A 20,056-nucleotide genomic window follows, 5' to 3' on the forward strand; every position below is an offset into this window, starting at 1 on the left:
CAACGTGCAGGCGTTACATTAGCGCATTCAATAGAACTGCCGCACCCAGTACGCCAATCCGGGCGGCGCTCATCAGCACAAAATTTTTGACGGACAGGATAAAGGTTGCCGCCTTCTCCTGCTTCTCATAGAAGCGCGCAATGTTGCGGCGGAGGGGAATCAGAGTCAGCAGCAGCAGAGCCACCAGAACAGGATTCACGCCCAGCAGCAGCAGGACGGCAAGATCGGCAAAAGAGACATAATAGAGCAGCTTGAACAGCAGCAGGGCGTTCCCCCGTCCGATATACACGGGCAGCGTGTACCGGCGGTTCTCCATATCATCCTCAATGTCGCAAATATTGTTAGCCAGCATTATCCCGGCAATGCCGAGAATGGCCGGCACCGAGAACCAGAAGAGATACAGCACCTCCAGAAGGTTGATATGCAGACTAACCCAGCCCCCGGACAGCAGCAGCGTCACCACACTTTGATCCGAATGAATATAGGCCGAGATAAAGATAATGACAAAACCCATGAACAGTCCTGAGAACAGCTCACCGAGCGGCATCCGCGAGATGGGTATCGGTCCGAAGGAATACAGGATGCCTATCAGGAAGGACAAGCCGCCCAGCAGGAACACAAGCAGCCCCGTCTCAGCAACAAGCGTTATCCCCCCGCCCACCGCAAGCACCAGCAGGATGGCAATCGCTGCGACCACCGTGCGTTCTTTGAGCTTGTAATGAACGATGGCATTATGCGTTTCATAGCCGTAGCCGTGGGTTTTGGCCGCTTTTTTGAAATCGTAATAGTTATTGATTGCCGTTGTCGCCATGTCGAAGCTCAGCAGGGACACGAACATCAGCGCAAAACGCAGGATATAGAAATCCTCGAACCGGTACAAGGCATACAATGTCCCCAGGAGAAAAGGCAGCATGCTCGCCACCTTCGTCGGCAATTCAACCAGCCTTAAAAAACTTTTTACATTCACACCAAATCATCCTATCTGTCAAGTTAACACATCTATACTACGGTAACTCTATCAATTATTGCTGCAAAACTCTACAATGTCGATTATTATACATCAAATTTCGACACTTTAGGCAGAAATGCGCTGCAAAATATTCCCTAATCATGGTACACTGTTCATTGTGGTACTTATTTCCTATAAAGTCGAATTACAATAAAGGGGAGCATCATGAAGCTGCGCAAAAAAATAATGATCTTCATTAGTGTCGCTGGCATGCTTGGCATAGGGACGACCTACCTGCTCCTGCACCTCATCATGCTGAACCGTTTCGAGAAGCTGGACGAGGCCGCTTTGCAGGACAAGCTGAAGGACACGGTATCTTCCTTTCAGAATGAACTGCTGAATATGAAGGCCGGTCTGCTGAATTATTCACTTCGGGATGAAACCTACCGGTTTATGGAATCCGGAAGCTCGAATACAGCCGCCGCCGCCCCGGATGATGCTTTTATCCGCAGCAATTTTACCCCGACAACCTACGAAATCAACCACTTCGATGTGATGGCTCTGCTAGATAAATCAGGGAATCCTCTTTACGGCGGCACTTACGATTCGAAGCTCGGGAGCGTGTCTCCGCTGACAACAGAGCTTCGTACACTGTGCAAATTGATCAGCAGCCGGCTGCCTGCTTTATCTGATGCAGAGGACAGCAGGTCCGGCATTGTGATTCTGGATAAAGGTCCGATGCTGATCACTCTTGCCCCTATAATCAACAACAACAAAGACATGCCGGCGGCCGGCACCGCCATTGCCGGAAGAATGCTGCTGCAGCAGGAGGTCGACCAACTCTTACATGCTGCCTCCTCCGGCATTCAGATTGCCAGAGTTACCTCGGGAATGCTTGCACAAAGTCAGGGTAAGTCTGTCTGGATGAGTCCGCCCTCCGGCAAATCAATGTCGATTCATACCGTCGTGAACGATCTGTTTGGCAACCCGGGAGTGGTCATCACCCTGAACCAGCCGCGCCAAATATATGAGAACGGGAAAGAGTCGCTTTACAGCTTCCGGCTGCTTTTCTTTATCCTGACCATGCTGCTCATCGTGATCAGCCTGATCTTCGTCAACCGCTTCATTCTGGGACGAATGACTTCATTAATCAGAAATATCCGCGCCATCGGCAACAGCAAGGATTTATCCATTCGCATCAGCAGCACCGGGCGGGATGAATTCAGTGATGTGGAGCGTGAATTCAACCGGATGATTCATTCTCTGGAGCAGGCACAGGAGGAGCTGCAGCAGCAATCGCTGCTTGATCCGCTGACCCAGTTGCCCAACCGCTCGCTCTTTTTCGCCAAGCTCAACGCGGCAATTGCCGCAGTGAAGGGCAGCAGCAGGCAAATTGCCCTCGTATTTATTGACCTGGACCATTTCAAGACTGTCAATGATACGCTCGGCCATGATTTTGGAGACGCTATGCTCAAAGAGACCGCCTTACGGATATCGAAGGCCGTCGGCAAATATGATGTCGTATCACGCCTTGGCGGAGATGAGTTCACTATCCTGCTCGCCGACATTCCCGATTCCTCTGCCGTCACCGCCCAGCTGTCGAGGATTCAGGAAGCTCTCTCAATGCCGCACCATATCCAGGGGCATCTGCTCTATAATACGGCCAGTATCGGGATCAGCATCTATCCCCAGAACGGAAAGGATGCCGACTATCTGGTCAAGCAGGCTGATCTGGCGATGTTCCATGTCAAAGAGACAGGGCGCAATAATATTTTTCAATACTCAGAGGATTTGGAAAACAGCATTAGACGCAAGAAGGTCTTGTCCCAGCATTTGCTGTCTGCGGCTGTCAATAATGAGTTCGAGGTCCATTACCAGCCGATTGTCTGCACAGATGATTTACAGGTGCATAAGGTGGAGGCTCTGTTACGCTGGAACAGCCCGATTCACGGATCAGTCTCTCCGGAAGAGTTCATTCCCCTCGCAGAGACCAGCGGCTCCATCGTCGGCATCGGCGGCTGGGTGCTGCGGCAGGTATGCGCTGATGTGCGCCGCTTCCGGGAAGACGGCCTGATTCTCACCGCTGCAGTCAATATTTCGGCACTGCAGCTCATGCAGCCCGGACTGCTGGAGCTGCTCCTGGAGCTGCTGCATGAATACGGTCTGCCGCCTTCCAGCCTGGAGCTTGAGATTACAGAGAGTGTGCTGATCTCCGGGGATGAAATACTCCAGTCGGTCCAGCAGCTTAGAGCACACGGGTTCCGTATCTCTCTGGATGACTTCGGCACCGGATTCTCTTCCTTAAGCTATCTGCGCCGCTTCCCTGTCGATGTAATCAAAATCGACCGCTCCTTTATTGCCGAGATGACCCCGGGGCCGCAGGGCGACGTGCTTGTCAAAACCATCATCGAGCTGAGCCACAAGCTGGGGCTGCGCGTTGTGTCCGAAGGCATCGAGCTGCGGGAGCAGTTCGACATGCTCCGCCGCCTGGGCAGCGATGAACTGCAGGGCTACTATATCAGCAAGCCAATTGCGGCCCGGGAGATTCCAAGATTTTTGTTGCCGGAAAATCTGTTTTGGAGCAAAAAATAGGCGTTTCCTTTATAGGCAAGCCTCTGGCGATATGATATGATAGGCAAGCTGATAACAGCACCCGGCAACGGGTGCTGTTATCGTATGCGAACATTTTTTGAAAAAATTGGAGGCTTTTTATTCTCATGTCAGCGCAATCGCCTAACACCCAGTCTGTCAAAATCATCACCGCCGACCCTAGCGCCATCGGCCTGTTCGGACTGGCTATCGTCACCCTGGTCGCTTCTTCACAAAAGCTCGAGATTACAACAGGTCTCAGCTACGCCATCCCCTGGGCTATCTTCCTCGGAGCCTTCGCCCAGCTATTCGCATCCATTCAGGATGCCAAGCACAACAACACCTTTGGCATGACCGCTTTTGGCGCATACGCCTTCTTCTGGTTCGGGATGGCTGCAAGCTGGCTGATCAAGCTCGGCGTATTCGGCACTGTTCTGGCAGAAAGCGTAGATCCCAAGCAGCTTGGTTTTGTTTTCCTGGGGTATCTGGTGTTCACGCTCTTCATGACCCTTGGTGCGGTTGAAGCGAACAGAGTGCTGCTCATCATCTTCGTGTTAATTGACTTCCTGTTCCTCGGCCTGACGATGGATTCCTTCGGAATCGCTGCTGAATTCTTCCACAAGCTGGCCGCCTGTGCAGAGCTGGCTATCGGGATTGTTTCGCTGTATGGCTGCGGCGCATCCGTGCTGAACGCTCATTTCGGACGCACATTCCTGCCAACAGGAGCTCCGCTTGGTATCTTCAAAAAATAGTGTTGCCTGCTAACGAAAACCTCATCATGATATAACTGTACGAACAACGGGTAAATACAAGCTGCCGTTTAAGGGCGGAAGGTGTTTACCCGTTTTGGTTTTTATAGGCCCACTGTAACCTTCCCCCTTGCACAAAGGCGATAAAAATGACATGCTATAGAAACACCTACGACATATATCGACATCCCTCTGCGGTGCGGGGAACTGTTTTTTAATGAACGGCAATATCTATCCTGAAATAACGATGTCCGAACAGGGGACATTGTTATGGAAGCCTCGAATTTGGCGAAGCCAAACTCAAGGGCCATCTATGAAATTTCATCGTCTGAAGTGCCGCGAAAGAGCGGCATGGCTGTCTATTGTTGAATTTTCTCGGGTATCGGAGGCATTCTATGGCTTTCATTAATAAAAAGCCTTTAACGATCATCCTCGGCTTCTTAGTCGTACTTCAGCTCTCATTGTTCTACTATTATTCTTTATCCATCGACCGGGAATACCGGGCTGAAAAAGCCGACTTGTCCTCACAAGCAGTCATGCTTACATCGAACATTGAAGAGAGAGCCTCGATTGTCAAAGGCGTCAGCTCCTTTATACAAACGGTCGGCTTTGATGCCGATCCTAAAGTGATTAATCAATATCTGGTCACCGCATACAACAACAACTCAAGCAATGTTATGAATATCATGATCGCTCCGGACGGCCTCATCCATTATCTTTATCCTCTCACAGGCAATACAGCGATTCTGGGAAAAAGCCTCCTGCTGGATCCCTCCCTGTCCTCACCCGGCATGGTTCAAGAAACGATCCGCTCCCGCAGTATTACGGTAGACGGTCCCCGGACACTGGCCCAGGGCGACTACGGCATGGTAATCAGGCAAGCTATTTTTAATGGCAACTCATTTGCCGGTATTGTCTCTGTCACACTGAAGATTGACAATATTCTGGAGCAGCTCCCGCTTAAGGGGGCCAATCTATATGTAACGGCAGAGGATCACACCTTTTTGTTCGGCAACCCCTTCCATAAAGCCGCTCAGCAGATTACTGTTCCTATTAAGGTCTATAATCAGCATTGGCTGATGGGTGTCTCTATGCCCTTCCACAAGAAATGGGAGATTATCCGGAGCGTGCTTTGGATCGACATTGCCTTTCTGCTCATTATAGCTTTTATACTGTATATCTATTGGCATCAGAGCCGGTTCAACCGCGAGCTGGAGCGTGTGGTTAGCATTCGGACCCGCGATCTTCGTGTATCGAAACGCCTGTATGAGAAGCTGGCGCATTTCGACAGCCTGACCGGGATTCCGAACCGGCTGTATTTTCTGGATGAATTTGAGCGTTTGCTGCAGTCGGCAGATGAGACACAGACCTATACCTTGTTTTTCTTTGATTTGAACAGATTTAAGGAAATCAACGACACGTTAGGCCACTCTACAGGTGACCAGGTAATCAAGACGCTGGCGAACCGGCTGAAAAACGGAGAATTGCCTTACAAGCTGTTCGCGCGTACCGGAGGCGACGAGTTCGTCATGCTCTTCTCGGACCTGCCCCGGGAGAATATTGCCGCTATTGCTGAACAAATCGGCGGACTGATCTCGGAGACCCTGCTGATCTCCAGCGCACATCTCAGTCTATCGACCAGTATCGGCGTCTCTTTGTACCCGGAGCACTCGCAGAACAAAGATGATCTGCTGAAATTTGCCGACATGTCGATGTATCAAGCCAAATCGCTGGAGGAGGCCAATTATTTTATCTTCGATTGGGATCTGCGCGAGAAGCTGGAGCAGAAAACGATGGTCGCCAAATATTTGCACTCTGCACTGGAGCGCGAGGAGTTTGTGCTACACTATCAGCCGCAGATCAATGCCATCACCGGTAAAATGACCGGCATGGAGGCGCTGATCCGCTGGAACCACCCGGAGAAGGGCCTCATTGGACCGGGAGCGTTCATCGCCGCCGTGGAGGAGGCCGGGCTGATGATTCAGCTTACGGACTGGGTGCTCCGCGAGGTCTGCCGTCAGCTCTGCGAGTGGAGGTCAGCCGGAATGCCGCTGCTGCGCACATCCATCAATATCTCCAATAGCTGGTTCTATAACCGTAACCTTATAGAGAACCTGCTTGCGGTCCTTGATCAATACGGGCTGGAGACAAATGTGCTGGAGTTCGAGATTACTGAGAGCACGGCCCTCCTGGAAGAGCATTATCCGGTGCTTCAGCAGATGCGCGACCACGGCATTGTTGTCTCCATCGACGATTTCGGCACCAAATATTCTTCACTGAATTATCTGAAGCATTTTCCGGTCAACAAAATCAAAATCGACCGGACCTTCATCACCGGCATTGGCGTCAGCTCCATTGATGAGACCATCATTAAATCCATCGTTTTTGTCGCTTCACAGCTTGGATATGAACTGATTGCCGAGGGCGTGGAGACTGAGGAGCAGCTCGAATTTCTAATCAAGCATAACTGCCATCATATTCAAGGATTTTTCTTCTTCCCGCCGCTTCCGGCGGAAGAGATTAGCAAGCTTGAATCGTAATCAGTATAATAAGAAAATAGCGGTGCCGTCCCTGCGGGGACGGCGGCAATCCGTGATGTTAATCCGAAAGGAATTCGAGAAAATGAATGCGTTATCAACAACCGAATGGATCGTAACTGTTGCCTTTGCGCTGTTACTTGCCGTTATCGCTTACCGCGTCATCCGTGGCATGCCGAAGATGGCTGGAGATATTACAGCTTTTCGCAAAAGAACGCTGGTCTGGACCCAGGTGGCACTTGTGCTGACTGTGCTTCAGCTCAACTTCAAAGCAGGCGACTGGCGTTTTGGGATTATTCTGGCTCTGATTGTGCTGTTCACCGGCAGTATCTGGCTATCTGCCCGCCATTATGACCTGCGCCGGACTGAAGCTCAAGGGTCTGCGGATCAAGAATCAGCCCCTAAAGAATAGGTACGCAGCTTTGTGGTACTACGCTGCAATATAAATAAGCTCCCGGATGGGGGCTTATTTGATTACATCTCCCTCCCAATGTGCCTTTCTCGCAGAATTTGATGTTCTTTCGAATGAATTCTATGTACAATGAGCAAAAGAAGCTTACTTAACCACTTAGTATGGAGGGATTTTGTGACAAACCAAAGCAGCCACGGGGTCTACGGATTCCGCTTCAGCGAGCCGGACCGTCTGCCGCTATTTAACCTCTTCGCGGTCGGACATGATATTGTTGCGGATTCTTCCTATCACTGGAACGGCATGGAGCGCACAGATGGGCCGCTGCTGCTGTTCCAATACACTGTGGAAGGAGCCGGAATGTTTGATACAGGGCAGGAGAGCCTGCGCATCGGCCCCGGTCGTGCTTTTCTTGCGGAAATCCCCAGCAGACACCGCTATTATTATCCTGGCGGCCCTGCGCCTTGGGAATTCTTGTTCCTGCTCTTCAGGCCGCAGCCCCTCCTGCCTCTCTGGGAAGAAATCAAAGCAAAGCTTGGACCTGCTCCACTCATTGACCCCGGCAGCACGCCGATCCGCATACTCCGTGATATTGCCCGCGAAGCTCATTTCGGCAGAATCGCGGACCCATATATCGCTTCCTCATTACTGTATCAGTTCATGATGGAACTCGGCAGACTCTCCTTGAGCGGCCCGCGGACCGAGGCTGAATGGCCTGCTGCAGTGCGGGATTCCGTCCAATTCATCAAAGCCCACTATAACTCCATGATCGGCCAGGAGCAGCTCGCCGAGAGGATGGGGCTCTCCAAATTCCACCTGCTGCGGACCTTCAGCAAATATGTCGGCGTCACCCCAAATGAATATGTAAACCGGGTCAGAATCGAACATGCGGTAGAACTGCTGAGAACAACCGATTGGAGCATTGAAGCCATCGCGGTTCAGGTTGGTTATTCCAGCGGCAGCTATTTCATCAAGGTGTTTCAAAAGCTCACGGGGCAGACTCCCGGGTCCTTCCGTTCCGGGAACGGCAGCCTGAATTACAGCCGGCTCTTTTTCGACTAGCGACCTCTATATAAGTTGAACTTTAGATTTCCATATCGGGGTCTGGTCGTAACTGCGGGGAATGTTTGGACTTCCGGCCGCTGTTGTTCACAGATTTCCTGATTTGAGACCGCTGCTCGCGGTTGAAATCTGTGAACAAAGGCGGACGCATTCGCTCCTACAGTTCCAAACTTCCCCTTCGTCACTCCTGCCCTTTTTATTCATTTTTAAAGCCCAACTTATACAGGAGCAATTTTGTGCTATTAAGGAGACTATTTTATTGTGGAAATCTGCTCTGATAGTATTCTATGATGGAATTGTTACAGCAATTTTATTTCGCAGCTTCTATCAAGAAGCGCTAAGGAGAGCGACACAATAATGAGCCATTTACAATATGCCAAGACCCCGCCTATGGGGTGGAACAGTTGGGACTGCTATGGAGCTGCAGTTACCGAGCAGGAAATCCGCGGAAATGCGGAATATATGGCGAAGAACTTAAAGGAATTCGGCTGGGATACTGTCGTCGTCGATATTCAGTGGTACGAGCCGGGAGCTGTTTCCTCGCAATACCGTCCGTTTGTACCGCTGGTCATGGATGAATATTCCCGGCTGCTGCCGGCAGTAAACCGTTTTCCTTCCGCAGAAGGAGGACTGGGCTTCCGCCCGCTGGCCGATTATGTGCATAGCCTTGGCCTGAAATTCGGCATTCATATCATGCGGGGAATTGCCAGACAAGCTGCACATGCAGCAACACCAATCAAAGGCACTTCGGTTACAGCCCGCGATATTGCGCACACCAATTCCATCTGTCCCTGGAATACGGACATGTACGGCGTCGATGCTGAGAAGGATGGGGCGCAGGCCTATTATAATTCCCTCTTTGAGCTGTATGCCGACTGGGGCGTGGACTTTGTAAAGGTAGATGATATCGCCGCTTCGAGACTATATGATACCCACCAGCCTGAAATCGAACTGATTCATCGTGCCATCCAGCACTGCGGGCGTCCGATGATTCTGAGCCTCTCGCCCGGCCCCGCTCCGGTTCCTTATGCCGATTTCCTGGCCGATCACGCTAACATGTGGCGGATCACCGACGACTTCTGGGACCGCTGGGAGCTGCTTCTCGACATGTTCGACCGTTGCGAGAGCTGGCAGGGACGAGCCGGCGGCGGCAGCTGGCCGGACTGCGATATGCTGCCTCTGGGCCATATCGGCATCCGCTCGGTAGACGGCGGCGGAGCCGACCGCTGGACCCGTTTTACACGGGAGGAGCAGGTTACGATGATGACGCTGTGGAGCATCTTCCGCTCACCTTTGTTCTTCGGCGGCGAATTGCGGGACAATGACGAATGGACAAATGCCCTGCTGACCAACCGCGATGTACTGGACATGCACCGCAGCAGCAGCGGAGCGAAGCTTGTCAGCCGCAAGGATGACAAGGTGGTCTGGTCGGCAGATGGCGGCCAAGGAATCCGCTATGTTGCCATGTTCAATACCGGAGAGAAAACTCAAGAGGTCCATGTGCGGCTATCCGAGCTGAACCTGGAAGGCGCGGTATCCGTCAAGGAGCTATGGAGCGGAACGGAAACACACGGTCTCAGGGATGAGCTGTCATGCGGCATCCTGCCGCATGGCGCCGTGTTATACCGGGTTACGTACGCTTAGCATATACGTCTGGTAGGTAAAGGGCAGAAGTGACGGAGGGGAAGTTTGGAACTGGAGGAGCGGCAGCGTCCGCCTTTATGTTTGGATTTCTACCGCAGCTAGCGGTTTAAATCAGGAAATCCAAACATAACAGCGGCCGGAAGTCCAAACATTCCCCGCAGTTACGACCAAACCCCAATTTGAAAATCTATAGTTCAACTTATATACATCTAATTGTATTTTGTGCAGTAGATTAGTTGCGCAAGGTCTTTGAAAAGCGGTTTTGTTGTATTTTGTACAATAGAAATTACGCTTCTAACCAAAATTCAGCCTAAACGCAAAAATCTGCTGTACGAAATACATTAGATTGACGAATAAGACACTCAGAGCAGTATTCTATTGCACAAAATACATCCGCATACATGCCCCCCTCTCAAGCTACCCGCAAACTCCCCCTTTTCTGCAGCTATTCTGTGACAACAAGCATACTTCTTCCCTCCATAACCATACTAATGGCATTCTAGGTTTTCTATGGAGGGAGTCAAAAATGGGTAAAAGAATGAATCTGCTGATGTTCAGCGGGGAATATGACAAGGCGATGGCCGCACTGATTCTGGCCAATACGGCGCGGGATATTGAGGTTGAGGTCACGATGTTTTTCTCCTTCTGGGGATTGTTTCTGGTCCGTGATCCCGAGAAGATGACGCTGGAGGACAAGACCATCTACGAAAAGCTGATGGATGTGATTACGCCAAAGGGACCGGAACAGCTGCCGCTCTCGCGGATGAATTTCAGCGGTCTTGGCCGAGTTATGCTGGAGGAGATGATAGAGGATCAGGGAGCGCCCAAGCTGATTCATTTTTTGAAGGGGGCACGCAAAAAAAACATCAAATTCTATGCCTGCAAGCTCTCTGTGGAGATCATGGGCTTCAAGCCGGAGGAGCTTCTGCCTGAGGTGGAGATTATTGATGCCGCCGCTTATCTGAAGGATGCGCTGGAAAGCGACCTGCAGCTCTTCATCTAACCGCCATATCTGGGCTTTAACCTATCTGCTGCTGCGGGCATATACTGAGGCCAAGTAGAAACGGATACCGTCCATAAGGAGCCTAATCTCCCGAAGCAGCGATGCTCCGTATTTCAGGTATCTGTTTCAGCAAGGAGGAATTGCCCGTGCTGAGTATCAACCGCGCCTCATCGGCAGAGAAGCCCGCCCTGCTGCAGGAGCATTTCGCAGCTTTCCGCGAGCGTACCATTGGCAACCGGCATTATATCTCCACCCCCTATGGCCGTCAGCCGCTGCTGTATGCCGATTGGACGGCCAGCGGCCGGCTCTATGAGCCCATTGAGCGCAAAATCCAGGAGACATTCGGGCCTTATGTCAGCAATCCCCATACGGAATCCAATACAACGGGGCTAACCATAACGCTCGCCTATAACGAGGCGCGAAGCATCATCAGGCAGCATGTGAATGCCGGGCCGGAGGATGCTCTGCTCTTCTGCGGCAACGGTACAACCGGCGCGGTCAACAAGCTGCAGCGGATGATGGGCCTGAAGCTGCCGGAATGGCTGCGTGAGGAATACTTCTATGCCCCTGAGGACCGTCCGGTAATCTTCGTCAGCCATATGGAGCATCATTCCAACCTGCTGCCCTGGCAGGAGGGCATCGGTGACGTAGTTACCGTTCCGCCGGCAGCGGATGGAAACATCGATCTCCGGCAGCTCGAAAATCTGCTGCTCCTCTACCGGAACCGCCGCTGGAAGATCGGCTCGTTCACCGCCTGCTCCAACGTCACAGGCATTCAGACGCCCTATCACAAGCTGGCCGCCGCCATGCACCGGCACGGCGGGGTTTGCTTTGTTGATTTTGCCGCAAACGCCCCCTATGAACCGATCAACATGCACCCCGCAGAGCCGCTGGAGAAGCTGGATGCGGTCTTTTTCTCCCCGCATAAATTTCTCGGCGGGCCCGGAACGGGCGGAGTGCTGCTCTTCGATACCAAGCTGAGCAGAGGCCGTCTCCCGGATGAGCCTGGCGGCGGGACGGTCGTGTGGGTCGATGCCTGGGGCGAACGCCGCTACATTAATGATGTGGAGGTCCGTGAGGACAGCGGCACGCCCGGATTCCTGCAGGCGATCCGAATCGCACTGTGTCTTAAGCTGAAGGAACAGATGAACGGCGACGGCCAATTCATGATGGTAAGGGAGCACGAGCTGTGCCAGAGGCTGTTGACCGGACTCGGCTCCATTCCCGGCTGCTCCCTGCTTGCGGGTGAGCATACCCGGCGGCACGGCATCGTTTCTTTTACTTTGCAGGGCATTCATTACAATCTCGCCGTGAAGCTGCTGAATGACCGCTTCGGCATCCAGGCCCGGGGAGGCTGCTCCTGCGCTGGCCCCTACGGGCATCATCTGCTGGGGCTGGACCAGGAGCAGTCCCATAAGTTCATCCAGGCTATTGAGGCTGGGGACCAGTCTCTGAAGCCCGGCTGGGTCCGCCTCTCGCTGCACCCGATTATGACCGATAGTGAAGTGGACCGGATGATTGCCGCCGTCCGCAGCATTGTGCGCCACATCGGCGTCTGGAAACAGGATTACCGCTATAACCGCTCTACCAACGCTTGGCTTCACATCGCTGAGGAGGCTGCGGAGAAGCCGGCCGTCAGCGGGTTATTCGCCCTGTAAGGATTCACCGGCTGGAAGCCGCTCCTCCCTTAGCCGCGCGGCCCGGGCGAACCGGGCCTCAATCGCTTTTACTCCCCACAGCGACAATCCGATAAACAGCAGCACATAGATGATTTCAGCCGGACGGTGGATAAACCGCTCTGCATCATTGCCGATATAGGAAACCGCAAACACCATAATAGCTTTGCCTGCGGACAATGCAATCAAGTAAGAACGCAGACGCATCTGCGCAAGTCCTGCTGCCATGTTGATCACGACGAACGGTCCCACCGGAAACAGGCTGAGCAGAAAAACATAGCTGAATCCGCTCTGGCGGACCCAGGTCATACCCTTAGCCACTTTTGGCCGCTGGCTCCATTTCCGCAAATAAGGGTGTGAGGCGATTGCACGGATGATCAGGAACGTCGTCACACAGCCTGCAACCAGGCCGAGCCAGGAATATAAGAACCCGAGCCATAGCCCGTACACCGCACCGTTTAATCCCACTATGGCAATGGTCGGCAGCGGCGGCACGAAGGATTTCATAAAGGTCAGCCCGATGCCGGGCAGCGGCCCAAGCGAGCGGTACTGCTCAAGAAGCTGCCGCAGGCGCTCCTCAGTGAGCCATGACATTATATCTAAAAAGAACATAGCGGACCCGCTCTCCTCATCTACAGTTGAAATAGTTGACGCTTTGTTTCAATTATACATTACTTTTCCCCGCCAGATAGCGGCTTCTTTCCTTCCATTCACTGGACAAGCGGAAGCTGCCGGGGCTATGATGAAATTATTGTCAAGCATAAAGTGAGGTTTTCATGAAATCCCTGGATTACAGACTGCTCGCCAAAAGAACCCTTGCCCTGCTGTGCCTCTGCCTGCTGGGTGCCGCTGCACTGATGCCTCTAATCAGCGGTTCCGTATCCAATTGTTCCCGGCCGAAGGCCGGTATGATTGATTTGTCCGCATGCACCTTCGACGATGCCTCCACCTTCAGCCTGGACGGTGAATGGGAGTTTTATTGGAGCACTCTGCCAGAGCCGCAGTCAGGGCAGCACCGGATGCCGGACCAACCGGCTTATATTTCTGTGCCTGCACCCTGGACCTCCCCCTTGCAAAATGCAAAGTACAACCGCTATGGTTACGCGACCTACCGGCTGGTTGTGAGGCTTCCGGCGGATACGCCCGCCCTGGCACTTAAGGTGAACAATATCCGCAATGCCAGCCGGGTATTGGTAAATGGCGTTGCCCTGGGCGGCAGCGGCACTCCCGGCACCTCCCCTGACAGCAGCAAGCCGCTTAACCGTCCCTACTCGCTCTCTTTTAACAACAAAAACGGCCGGGCTGAAATCCTGATTAATGTGTCCAATTTCAACTATGCCAGCGGAGGCATTATTGAGTCTATCCGCATTGGAACGCCTGCCGCCATAGGGGCGCTTGAGCAGCGGAACAACACCTATGATATCCTGCTGGTGGCAGGCTTCGCCTTTATCGGCTTTTACTTTTTCGGGCAAGGGCTGCAGCGGCAAGAGGACCACCCTTCGCTTCAGCTTGCGATGTACTGCTTCACGGTTGCGCTGTTCATACTGACACACAGCGAGAAGCTGCTGTTTGACTTCTTTCCTTCCATATCCTACGAGTGGTTTAGTAAGCTTCAGCTCATCTCAGGGGTCATTGGCTTTTCTTTTGCAGCCAGCTATACCTATTCCCTGTTCCCTGCTTTGTATTCCAGAGCCTTTCGCTGGGTATCCTTCGCCTACTCTGCGGGTTTTGTTCTTTTCACTCTGGCAAGCAATGTCAGCCTGTATTCCAAAGCGTCCAATTTCATACTCCTCTTCAGCCTTCTGTCCATTTGCTACACCCTGTACATCATGGCCAGAGCAGCATGGCGCAAGGAAATCGGCTCGTTTTATCTGCTGATCAGTGTAATCGCCGCCGTTATGTTCACCTTGACTATAGCCAGCAATCTGCTGCTGGGAACGGAGTTTTATGCCATACCGCCGGTAGCCGGTCCGATATTCATACTTGCCCAAGGGCTGTTCCTCTCCGCAAGACAGGCTTACGCCTACGAGACGATCAAACAGCTCTCACAGCAGCTTGAGCGCAAGGACAGGGATAAGGACGAATTTCTGCTGAAGACCTCCAATGAGCTGCGCACACCGCTGAATGCCATTATCAACATTTCGCTTTCACTCTATGAAGGCGCAGGCGGCAGCCTCACCCCCTCCCAGCGCGAGGATATGCGGCTCATCCTGGGCACAGGAAGACGGCTCGCTTTTCTTGTCAGGGATATCCTCGATTATGAGCAGATCAAAGGACAGCGGATTACGCTGCACTGGGGAATCGTTGATATTCAGGGTGTTGCAGGTATCGTTATCGAGGTGTTCCAGTTTCTGAACAAGAAGGACAATATCCGTATTAAGAACCGCATCCCGCCTGCCGTATTCCTGGTAGAGGCCGATGAGCACCGGCTGATGCAAATTCTGTACAACCTGCTGGACAACGCGCTGAAATTCACGGACCGCGGCAGCGTCGCTTTCGAAGCCAGGCAGCATGGCGATTACGTGTCCATTACCGTGGCCGATACTGGCCGGGGCATACCCGCAGAACGGCTGGAGAGTATCTTCCGTGACTACGAGCAGGTTAACGAAGCGGATTCGCTGGAGAGCGGCGGACTAGGCCTTGGTCTTGGCATCACGCGCAAGCTTGTGGAGCTGCATGGAGGAAGGATTGAGATCTCCTCCACACCGGGAAAAGGAAGCAGCGTCACCTTCGACATTCCGGTCAGACAGGCCGCTACACCTGCTCCGGCAGAGGAGACTAAGCCAGAACAGCGCGAGCTGCTGCTCACTCCGGTAAAGCCTCCTGCGGAGCATTTAAAATATCCCAAGCTGCCGCAGGAGCCGCTTACCTCCGGCAGCGATGTGAATGCCCCGCGCATTCTTGTCGTTGATGATGACTATGCCAATCTGAAGGCGCTGACCAACCTGCTGTCACTGGAGAACTACAGAATCTCCAGTGTGCGCAGCGGCAAGGAAGCGCTGGCGCTGCTGTCTGCGGACCGCGATTTCGATCTTTGCATCATTGATGTCATGATGCCGGAGATGTCGGGCCTGGAGCTGTGCAGAATTATCCGCGATACGCACAGTCCGCTGGATCTACCTATCCTGATGGCCACCGCCGGACAACAGCTCCATTTCAACGAACCTGCGTTCCGCGCGGGTGCGAATGATTTTATACATAAGCCGTATGCTTGGAGTGATCTGAAGGGGCGTGTCAAGACGCTTGTCCAGTTGAGAAGATCGGTATCGGACCGGCTCAGCTCGGAGATTGCCATGCTGCGCGCGCAGATCAAACCGCATTTTTTATACAACGCCATCAATACGATTATCTGGATGAGCTCACGCGATCATGAGAAAACCCGGCAGCTGCTGTACGATCTGAGCCATTTTCTGCGCGGAAGCTTCGATTTCAGCAATCAGGAGACGGCCATTCCGTTCGAGAAGGAGCTGGAGCTGATTGAGGCGTATCTGTCACTTGAGCAAGCGCGCTTCGGCAAACGCCTGAATGCGGAGTACAACATCGAAGCCGCCGAATTCTCCCTTCCGCCGCTGATTGTGCAGCCCATCGTGGAGAATGCGGTCCGGCACGGGCTGATGGAGCAAATCGGCGGAGGAACCGTCCTCCTCTCCACCCGGCAGGAAGGCGACCGGATTCTGATTACCGTATCCGACAATGGCAAAGGGATGAGCGACGAGCAGCTCTCCTCCTGGATGAAGGAGGATTACCGCTCTCCTCACGGGGAAGGGACCGGAATCGGCTTGAAGAACATTAACCGCAGACTGCTGAAGCAATTCGGACACCCGCTGAAGATCAGCCGGGGAGAGCAGGGCGGGCTTGAGGTGCATATAACAATTCCTTGGAAGGGTGAATCCCTCTGAATTATTCCGTAATGGTTGTAGACGATGAATGGCCGGCGCTGGAGCAGATGCGTGAGCTGCTCCTCCAGTGCGAGGGGATTTCCTCTGTCCAGGTTTACGATAATCCGCGCGAGGCCTTCGAGGCGGCGGCTGAGCTGAAGCCGGACATTCTGTTCCTGGATATCCAGATGCCCGAGCTGTCCGGCCTGGCTTTTGCCGAGAAGCTGCTGCCGTTCTCGCCGGACACTGACATTGTATTTGTGACCGCGTACCGAAATTACGCTGTCGAGGCCTTTGAGCTGTCCGCTGCCGATTATTTGCTGAAGCCCGTAGATCCGCCCCGCCTGCACAAAACATGGACCAAAATCCTCTCCAGGCGGACGCTGTCCGGCACTTCAGAGCAGCCCGATACTGCGGCCCGCTTCCATTTCCTTGGCGGGTATGAATTATCCGGCCCTCATGGAGCGGTGAAATGGAGCACGCACAAGGCAGAGGAGCTGTTCGCTTATTTGTGGATTCACAGGCAGGGCAGCGTCAGCGTGATTCTGAATGATGTGTTTACACAATGGAATTATGAGAAAGGCAAGCAATACCTGCATACCACCGTCTACCAGATCCGCAAAACACTGAAAAAAGCCAAGCTGGACGATAAAATCGAGCTGATCTTCGACAGGGAGAACTACCGGCTGGAATCCCGGGGAATCGCGAGTGATATCGAAAAATTCCAGGATGCGGCTTCGCTGGCGCTGCAGGACAGCAATCTGGACAAGCTGCATGGCGCTGCTTCCCTGTATGCTGGCGATCTTTTGCAGCCGCTGGACAGCCTGTGGGTATACCCCGCCAGGGACAAGTACCGCCGGCTCTACTTGAAGCTGATGGAGCAGCTTACTCTGGGGCTGATGCAGACAGGCCGCCACTATGAGGCGGAGGAATATGCTGTACGCCTGGTGGAGCTGGAGCCGCTGGAGGAGAGCTATTCGCTGCAGCTTATCTCCATTTACTTCGAGATCGGCAAGCCTTTGCGGGCACAGCGCCGGTTCACCCAATTCAGGGAGGCCTACAAGGCCGAAACGGGCGACGAGCTGCCCGACTGGTTCCTGGATGTGTATAAGCGCTTGGGGAAATAAAGCTGCCTAATCGAAAAAAACAGTCCTGCACACTGATGCGCGGCTGTTTTTTTGTGCCTCCCGAATGATATTTTTCCGCTGTTGTTCGATCTTTTCTCCCATTGTTCGACGTTTATCAGCGATTTATCAGTACCAAGCTGCTACTATGGTCTCACACAACAAGATTACATACCTGAATGTATTAACACACAATACGGAGGTTGTAAGATGAACAAACGTTCAGGCTTCAAAAAATATTTCAAAAGCTCGGGATTCCTCACGCTCATATTCTCCATGTTCCGTGAGATTTCCGTAGACAATACACCGCCCGCCATGTCCGTGGAAGTCACTACAGACAAATCCTCATATGCTCCAGGGGAGGAAGTGACGGTGCTGGTGCATTTGCGCGATTTTGCCCCGAATGATCCAGGGTACAGCTACTTCAATTTCATTGTACAGTATGACAGCGCGGTATTTGACAACTCGGAGTATCTGCAGCAATCGGTGTACATGAAAGAGGCATATACGTCCGGCAATGAAGTGAATAATATTACCCAGTACAATTTCATGAGTCCGGTGGATGGGAGTATTTATCTCGATATGAACACAAGCCTGCGCGGAATCGACATCCAGGTCGAAGCGAACACCAGGCAGATCAGCATACCGGCAGTCGATCAGACGCTCGTAACCTTCAAGCTTCGTGTCAGAGAGCATACGCTGGCGGCATCCTCGACGATCTGCTTAGCCAATGAGTTCACCAGAATCAGAACCTCGGAAGTTAGCGACAGCTTTTACCTCTACTCTCCTGATGTAACAGAAATCGCTCCTGAACCCATTGCCATCACCCCCTCTCCGTCGGTTTCCGTCTTCTCCCTGGATCTTGATCCCAACCGCCTGGCGTAGCATTTGGCAACAAGTAGAAACGGCTTTGCCGTCCTCTGAAAGAGGCGGTATCCGTTTCAGCGAGAAATATAAGGATGATTAATGGCGTGGAACATAAAATCCATATATTTTAAAATAAGCGGCAGGCTCCCCTGCGTTCAGATTCTCTGGATACTTTGGGGTGCCTGTTTGTGCTTTGCAGTTCCGCGCCCATCCTGTACTATCAATGTAAAACTGCTACAAGCGAGGGGATTTCATGCTGCTGCATGCGGAAAATATGGATTTGCGCGCAACATCGGAGAAAGATTTGGAGTTTGTCCTGAATGCGGAGCAAAGCGAGGCGAACCGCCCGTTCATCGGACAATGGAGCAGGGAACAGCATGCTGCAGCCCTGAAGGACAGAGATATTCTGCATCTGATCATCCAGGAGAAAACAGGGGAGCCAGCGGGTTATGTCATTCTAACGGGGCTTCTGGACCCCAACCTTAGCGTCTGCATCATGCGGATTGCCGTTCAGTCCAAGGGGCACGGCTTCGGCAAAAAAACATTGGCGCTGCTGACGCAGTGGGTCTTCACCCAAACCCAGACGCACCGGCTATGGCTTGATGTGAGGGAGCATAACAGCAGAGCGCGCCATGTCTATGAGAATGCAGGCTTCAGACCGGAGGGAATACTCCGTGAATGCGTCAAAGTCGGCGACTCCTTCGAATCGTTAATGATTATGTCGATCCTGCGGCATGAATTTTTGGAGCGGGAGCGGGTTTAGCTCTCCAATTGGCTTGGCTGCTGCGGATTGGAATGTTTATAGAAAGTAGAAACGGCTGTGTAACGTCCTTAAAAGAACAGTCTTATACTTGAACAACAAGCTGCCGGAGCAGCATGCAATGCAGGTTCGCCTAACTCTTCTGTTGCGCTTTCTACAATAGAATTGGACGTAACGCCGGGGTTTTTCAATTCTGTTGCACTTTATCACTCAGGAAGGACAGAACTCGCCCATTTAAGGCGTTTCAGTTGGAATCTGCTGCACCAAATACAACAGAATTCGGTTTTGTTGAAAAATAGCTTTGATCTGCTGTATGAAGTGCAATAGATTGCTGCTGCATCTACACTGAACGTAGATCTGCATTACCCAAAGCATACCTTCGTTCTTCAGACAATTTAACCCCAAAGTTATATATCCCCAGCTTTATGCACAGTTTATGCACAATTCATCCACAATTCACCATGGCTTATCCACAACAATAAAATCCAAACGTAACTATTCAGGTACAGTCTTAAGGCAACACAAATAAGGTGTGCGCTCCTTGTTCGCTCCGAAATGTTCCAGAATATAGGTGAGCTCTCGAAGGTGGTGCGCGTTGCACAGCGCATGTTGACACTGGTCGTAGGCCAGATAGGGTTTCCAAGCATCATGGACAGCGACTCCCTCATAATTCGGAAGTATCCCTGCTGCTTCGAGGCCGTTCTGTCCGTGACGAGCATGGATCGTCACATTTTAGATCTAATCAAGAAGGTTTGCTGATCAATATCTCTTCTATGGGAGGAAAAGTGGCCTTTCCTACGATGTCTCTG

General features: G+C 52.4%; 14 protein-coding genes and 1 pseudogene. 12 read left to right on the forward strand and 3 right to left on the reverse strand.

The features are described 5' to 3' along the window. Positions 1–13: 13 nt before the first annotated feature. Positions 14–967 (reverse strand): 1,4-dihydroxy-2-naphthoate polyprenyltransferase, encoded by a 954-nt coding sequence (locus AC0LWN_RS12075; protein WP_474665547.1) that lies wholly within the window; start codon positions 965–967, stop codon positions 14–16. A gap of 207 nt (positions 968–1,174) precedes the next feature. Here AC0LWN_RS12075 and AC0LWN_RS12080 point away from each other — a divergent pair, with 207 nt between their 5' ends. From AC0LWN_RS12080 to AC0LWN_RS12115, 8 genes are all read left to right on the forward strand, one after another. Continuing rightward, entirely contained in the window at positions 1,175–3,541 is a 2,367-nt protein-coding gene (locus tag AC0LWN_RS12080; RefSeq protein WP_474665549.1) for a bifunctional diguanylate cyclase/phosphodiesterase, read from the forward strand. Between the two features lie 125 nt (positions 3,542–3,666). Beyond that, complete coding sequence (locus AC0LWN_RS12085; RefSeq protein WP_458967805.1) at positions 3,667–4,290, forward strand: acetate uptake transporter; 624 nt, start codon at positions 3,667–3,669, stop codon at positions 4,288–4,290. Positions 4,291–4,682: 392 nt separating this feature from the next. Continuing rightward, a complete protein-coding gene (locus AC0LWN_RS12090) occupies positions 4,683–6,827 on the forward strand; it encodes a bifunctional diguanylate cyclase/phosphodiesterase (RefSeq protein WP_474665551.1) in 2,145 nt (714 codons plus the stop codon). Beyond that, positions 6,817–7,236 carry a hypothetical protein gene (locus AC0LWN_RS12095; RefSeq protein ID WP_474665553.1) on the forward strand — a complete coding sequence of 140 codons (420 nt, stop codon included), beginning with the start codon at positions 6,817–6,819 and terminating at the stop codon, positions 7,234–7,236. Before AC0LWN_RS12090 ends, AC0LWN_RS12095 begins: the two co-directional genes overlap by 11 nt. 174 nt (positions 7,237–7,410) lie before the next feature. After that, positions 7,411–8,295, forward strand: coding sequence for a helix-turn-helix transcriptional regulator (locus tag AC0LWN_RS12100; protein WP_474665555.1), 885 nt, complete (start codon positions 7,411–7,413; stop codon positions 8,293–8,295). Between the two features lie 357 nt (positions 8,296–8,652). After that, positions 8,653–9,939 carry a glycoside hydrolase family 27 protein gene (locus AC0LWN_RS12105; RefSeq protein WP_474665557.1) on the forward strand — a complete coding sequence of 429 codons (1,287 nt, stop codon included), beginning with the start codon at positions 8,653–8,655 and terminating at the stop codon, positions 9,937–9,939. A gap of 526 nt (positions 9,940–10,465) precedes the next feature. Further along, positions 10,466–10,942, forward strand: coding sequence for a DsrE/DsrF/DrsH-like family protein (locus tag AC0LWN_RS12110; protein WP_474665559.1), 477 nt, complete (start codon positions 10,466–10,468; stop codon positions 10,940–10,942). A gap of 146 nt (positions 10,943–11,088) precedes the next feature. Next, positions 11,089–12,600 (forward strand): aminotransferase class V-fold PLP-dependent enzyme, encoded by a 1,512-nt coding sequence (locus tag AC0LWN_RS12115; protein ID WP_474665561.1) that lies wholly within the window; start codon positions 11,089–11,091, stop codon positions 12,598–12,600. Here AC0LWN_RS12115 and AC0LWN_RS12120 read toward each other — a convergent pair. After that, the gene (locus tag AC0LWN_RS12120) at positions 12,586–13,230 is read right to left on the reverse strand and encodes a TVP38/TMEM64 family protein (protein ID WP_474665563.1); all 645 of its coding nucleotides are present in this window, start codon (positions 13,228–13,230) and stop codon (positions 12,586–12,588) included. The genes AC0LWN_RS12115 and AC0LWN_RS12120 overlap by 15 nt on opposite strands. A 164-nt stretch (positions 13,231–13,394) precedes the next feature. Between AC0LWN_RS12120 and AC0LWN_RS12125 the strand changes: the two genes are divergently transcribed. The 4 genes from AC0LWN_RS12125 (at position 13,395) to AC0LWN_RS12140 (ending at position 19,250) form a co-directional block, all read left to right on the forward strand. Next, positions 13,395–16,517 carry an ATP-binding protein gene (locus AC0LWN_RS12125; protein ID WP_474665565.1) on the forward strand — a complete coding sequence of 1,041 codons (3,123 nt, stop codon included), beginning with the start codon at positions 13,395–13,397 and terminating at the stop codon, positions 16,515–16,517. 11 nt (positions 16,518–16,528) lie between these two features. After that, the gene (locus tag AC0LWN_RS12130) at positions 16,529–17,623 is read left to right on the forward strand and encodes a response regulator (protein ID WP_474665567.1); all 1,095 of its coding nucleotides are present in this window, start codon (positions 16,529–16,531) and stop codon (positions 17,621–17,623) included. Positions 17,624–17,830: 207 nt separating this feature from the next. Further along, a complete protein-coding gene (locus AC0LWN_RS12135) occupies positions 17,831–18,505 on the forward strand; it encodes a cohesin domain-containing protein (protein WP_474665569.1) in 675 nt (224 codons plus the stop codon). A gap of 235 nt (positions 18,506–18,740) precedes the next feature. Further along, positions 18,741–19,250, forward strand: coding sequence for a GNAT family N-acetyltransferase (locus tag AC0LWN_RS12140; protein WP_474665571.1), 510 nt, complete (start codon positions 18,741–18,743; stop codon positions 19,248–19,250). Positions 19,251–19,799: 549 nt separating this feature from the next. Here AC0LWN_RS12140 and AC0LWN_RS12145 read toward each other — a convergent pair. After that, a pseudogene (locus AC0LWN_RS12145) lies at positions 19,800–19,937 on the reverse strand (IS66 family transposase); the annotation flags it as partial. Between the last annotated feature and the right edge of the window lie 119 nt (positions 19,938–20,056).

This window comes from Paenibacillus sp. sgz302115 (assembly GCF_056120445.1).

Coding starts and splice junctions, on each gene's coding strand:
- AC0LWN_RS12120 (WP_474665563.1), bottom strand. CDS start 13,230: ATGTTCTTTTTAGATATAATGTCATGGCTCACTGAGGAGCGCCTGCGG.
- AC0LWN_RS12110 (WP_474665559.1), top strand. CDS start 10,466: ATGGGTAAAAGAATGAATCTGCTGATGTTCAGCGGGGAATATGACAAG.
- AC0LWN_RS12080 (WP_474665549.1), top strand. CDS start 1,175: ATGAAGCTGCGCAAAAAAATAATGATCTTCATTAGTGTCGCTGGCATG.
- AC0LWN_RS12125 (WP_474665565.1), top strand. CDS start 13,395: ATGAAATCCCTGGATTACAGACTGCTCGCCAAAAGAACCCTTGCCCTG.
- AC0LWN_RS12135 (WP_474665569.1), top strand. CDS start 17,831: ATGAACAAACGTTCAGGCTTCAAAAAATATTTCAAAAGCTCGGGATTC.
- AC0LWN_RS12105 (WP_474665557.1), top strand. CDS start 8,653: ATGAGCCATTTACAATATGCCAAGACCCCGCCTATGGGGTGGAACAGT.
- AC0LWN_RS12130 (WP_474665567.1), top strand. CDS start 16,529: ATGGTTGTAGACGATGAATGGCCGGCGCTGGAGCAGATGCGTGAGCTG.
- AC0LWN_RS12140 (WP_474665571.1), top strand. CDS start 18,741: ATGCTGCTGCATGCGGAAAATATGGATTTGCGCGCAACATCGGAGAAA.
- AC0LWN_RS12090 (WP_474665551.1), top strand. CDS start 4,683: ATGGCTTTCATTAATAAAAAGCCTTTAACGATCATCCTCGGCTTCTTA.
- AC0LWN_RS12085 (WP_458967805.1), top strand. CDS start 3,667: ATGTCAGCGCAATCGCCTAACACCCAGTCTGTCAAAATCATCACCGCC.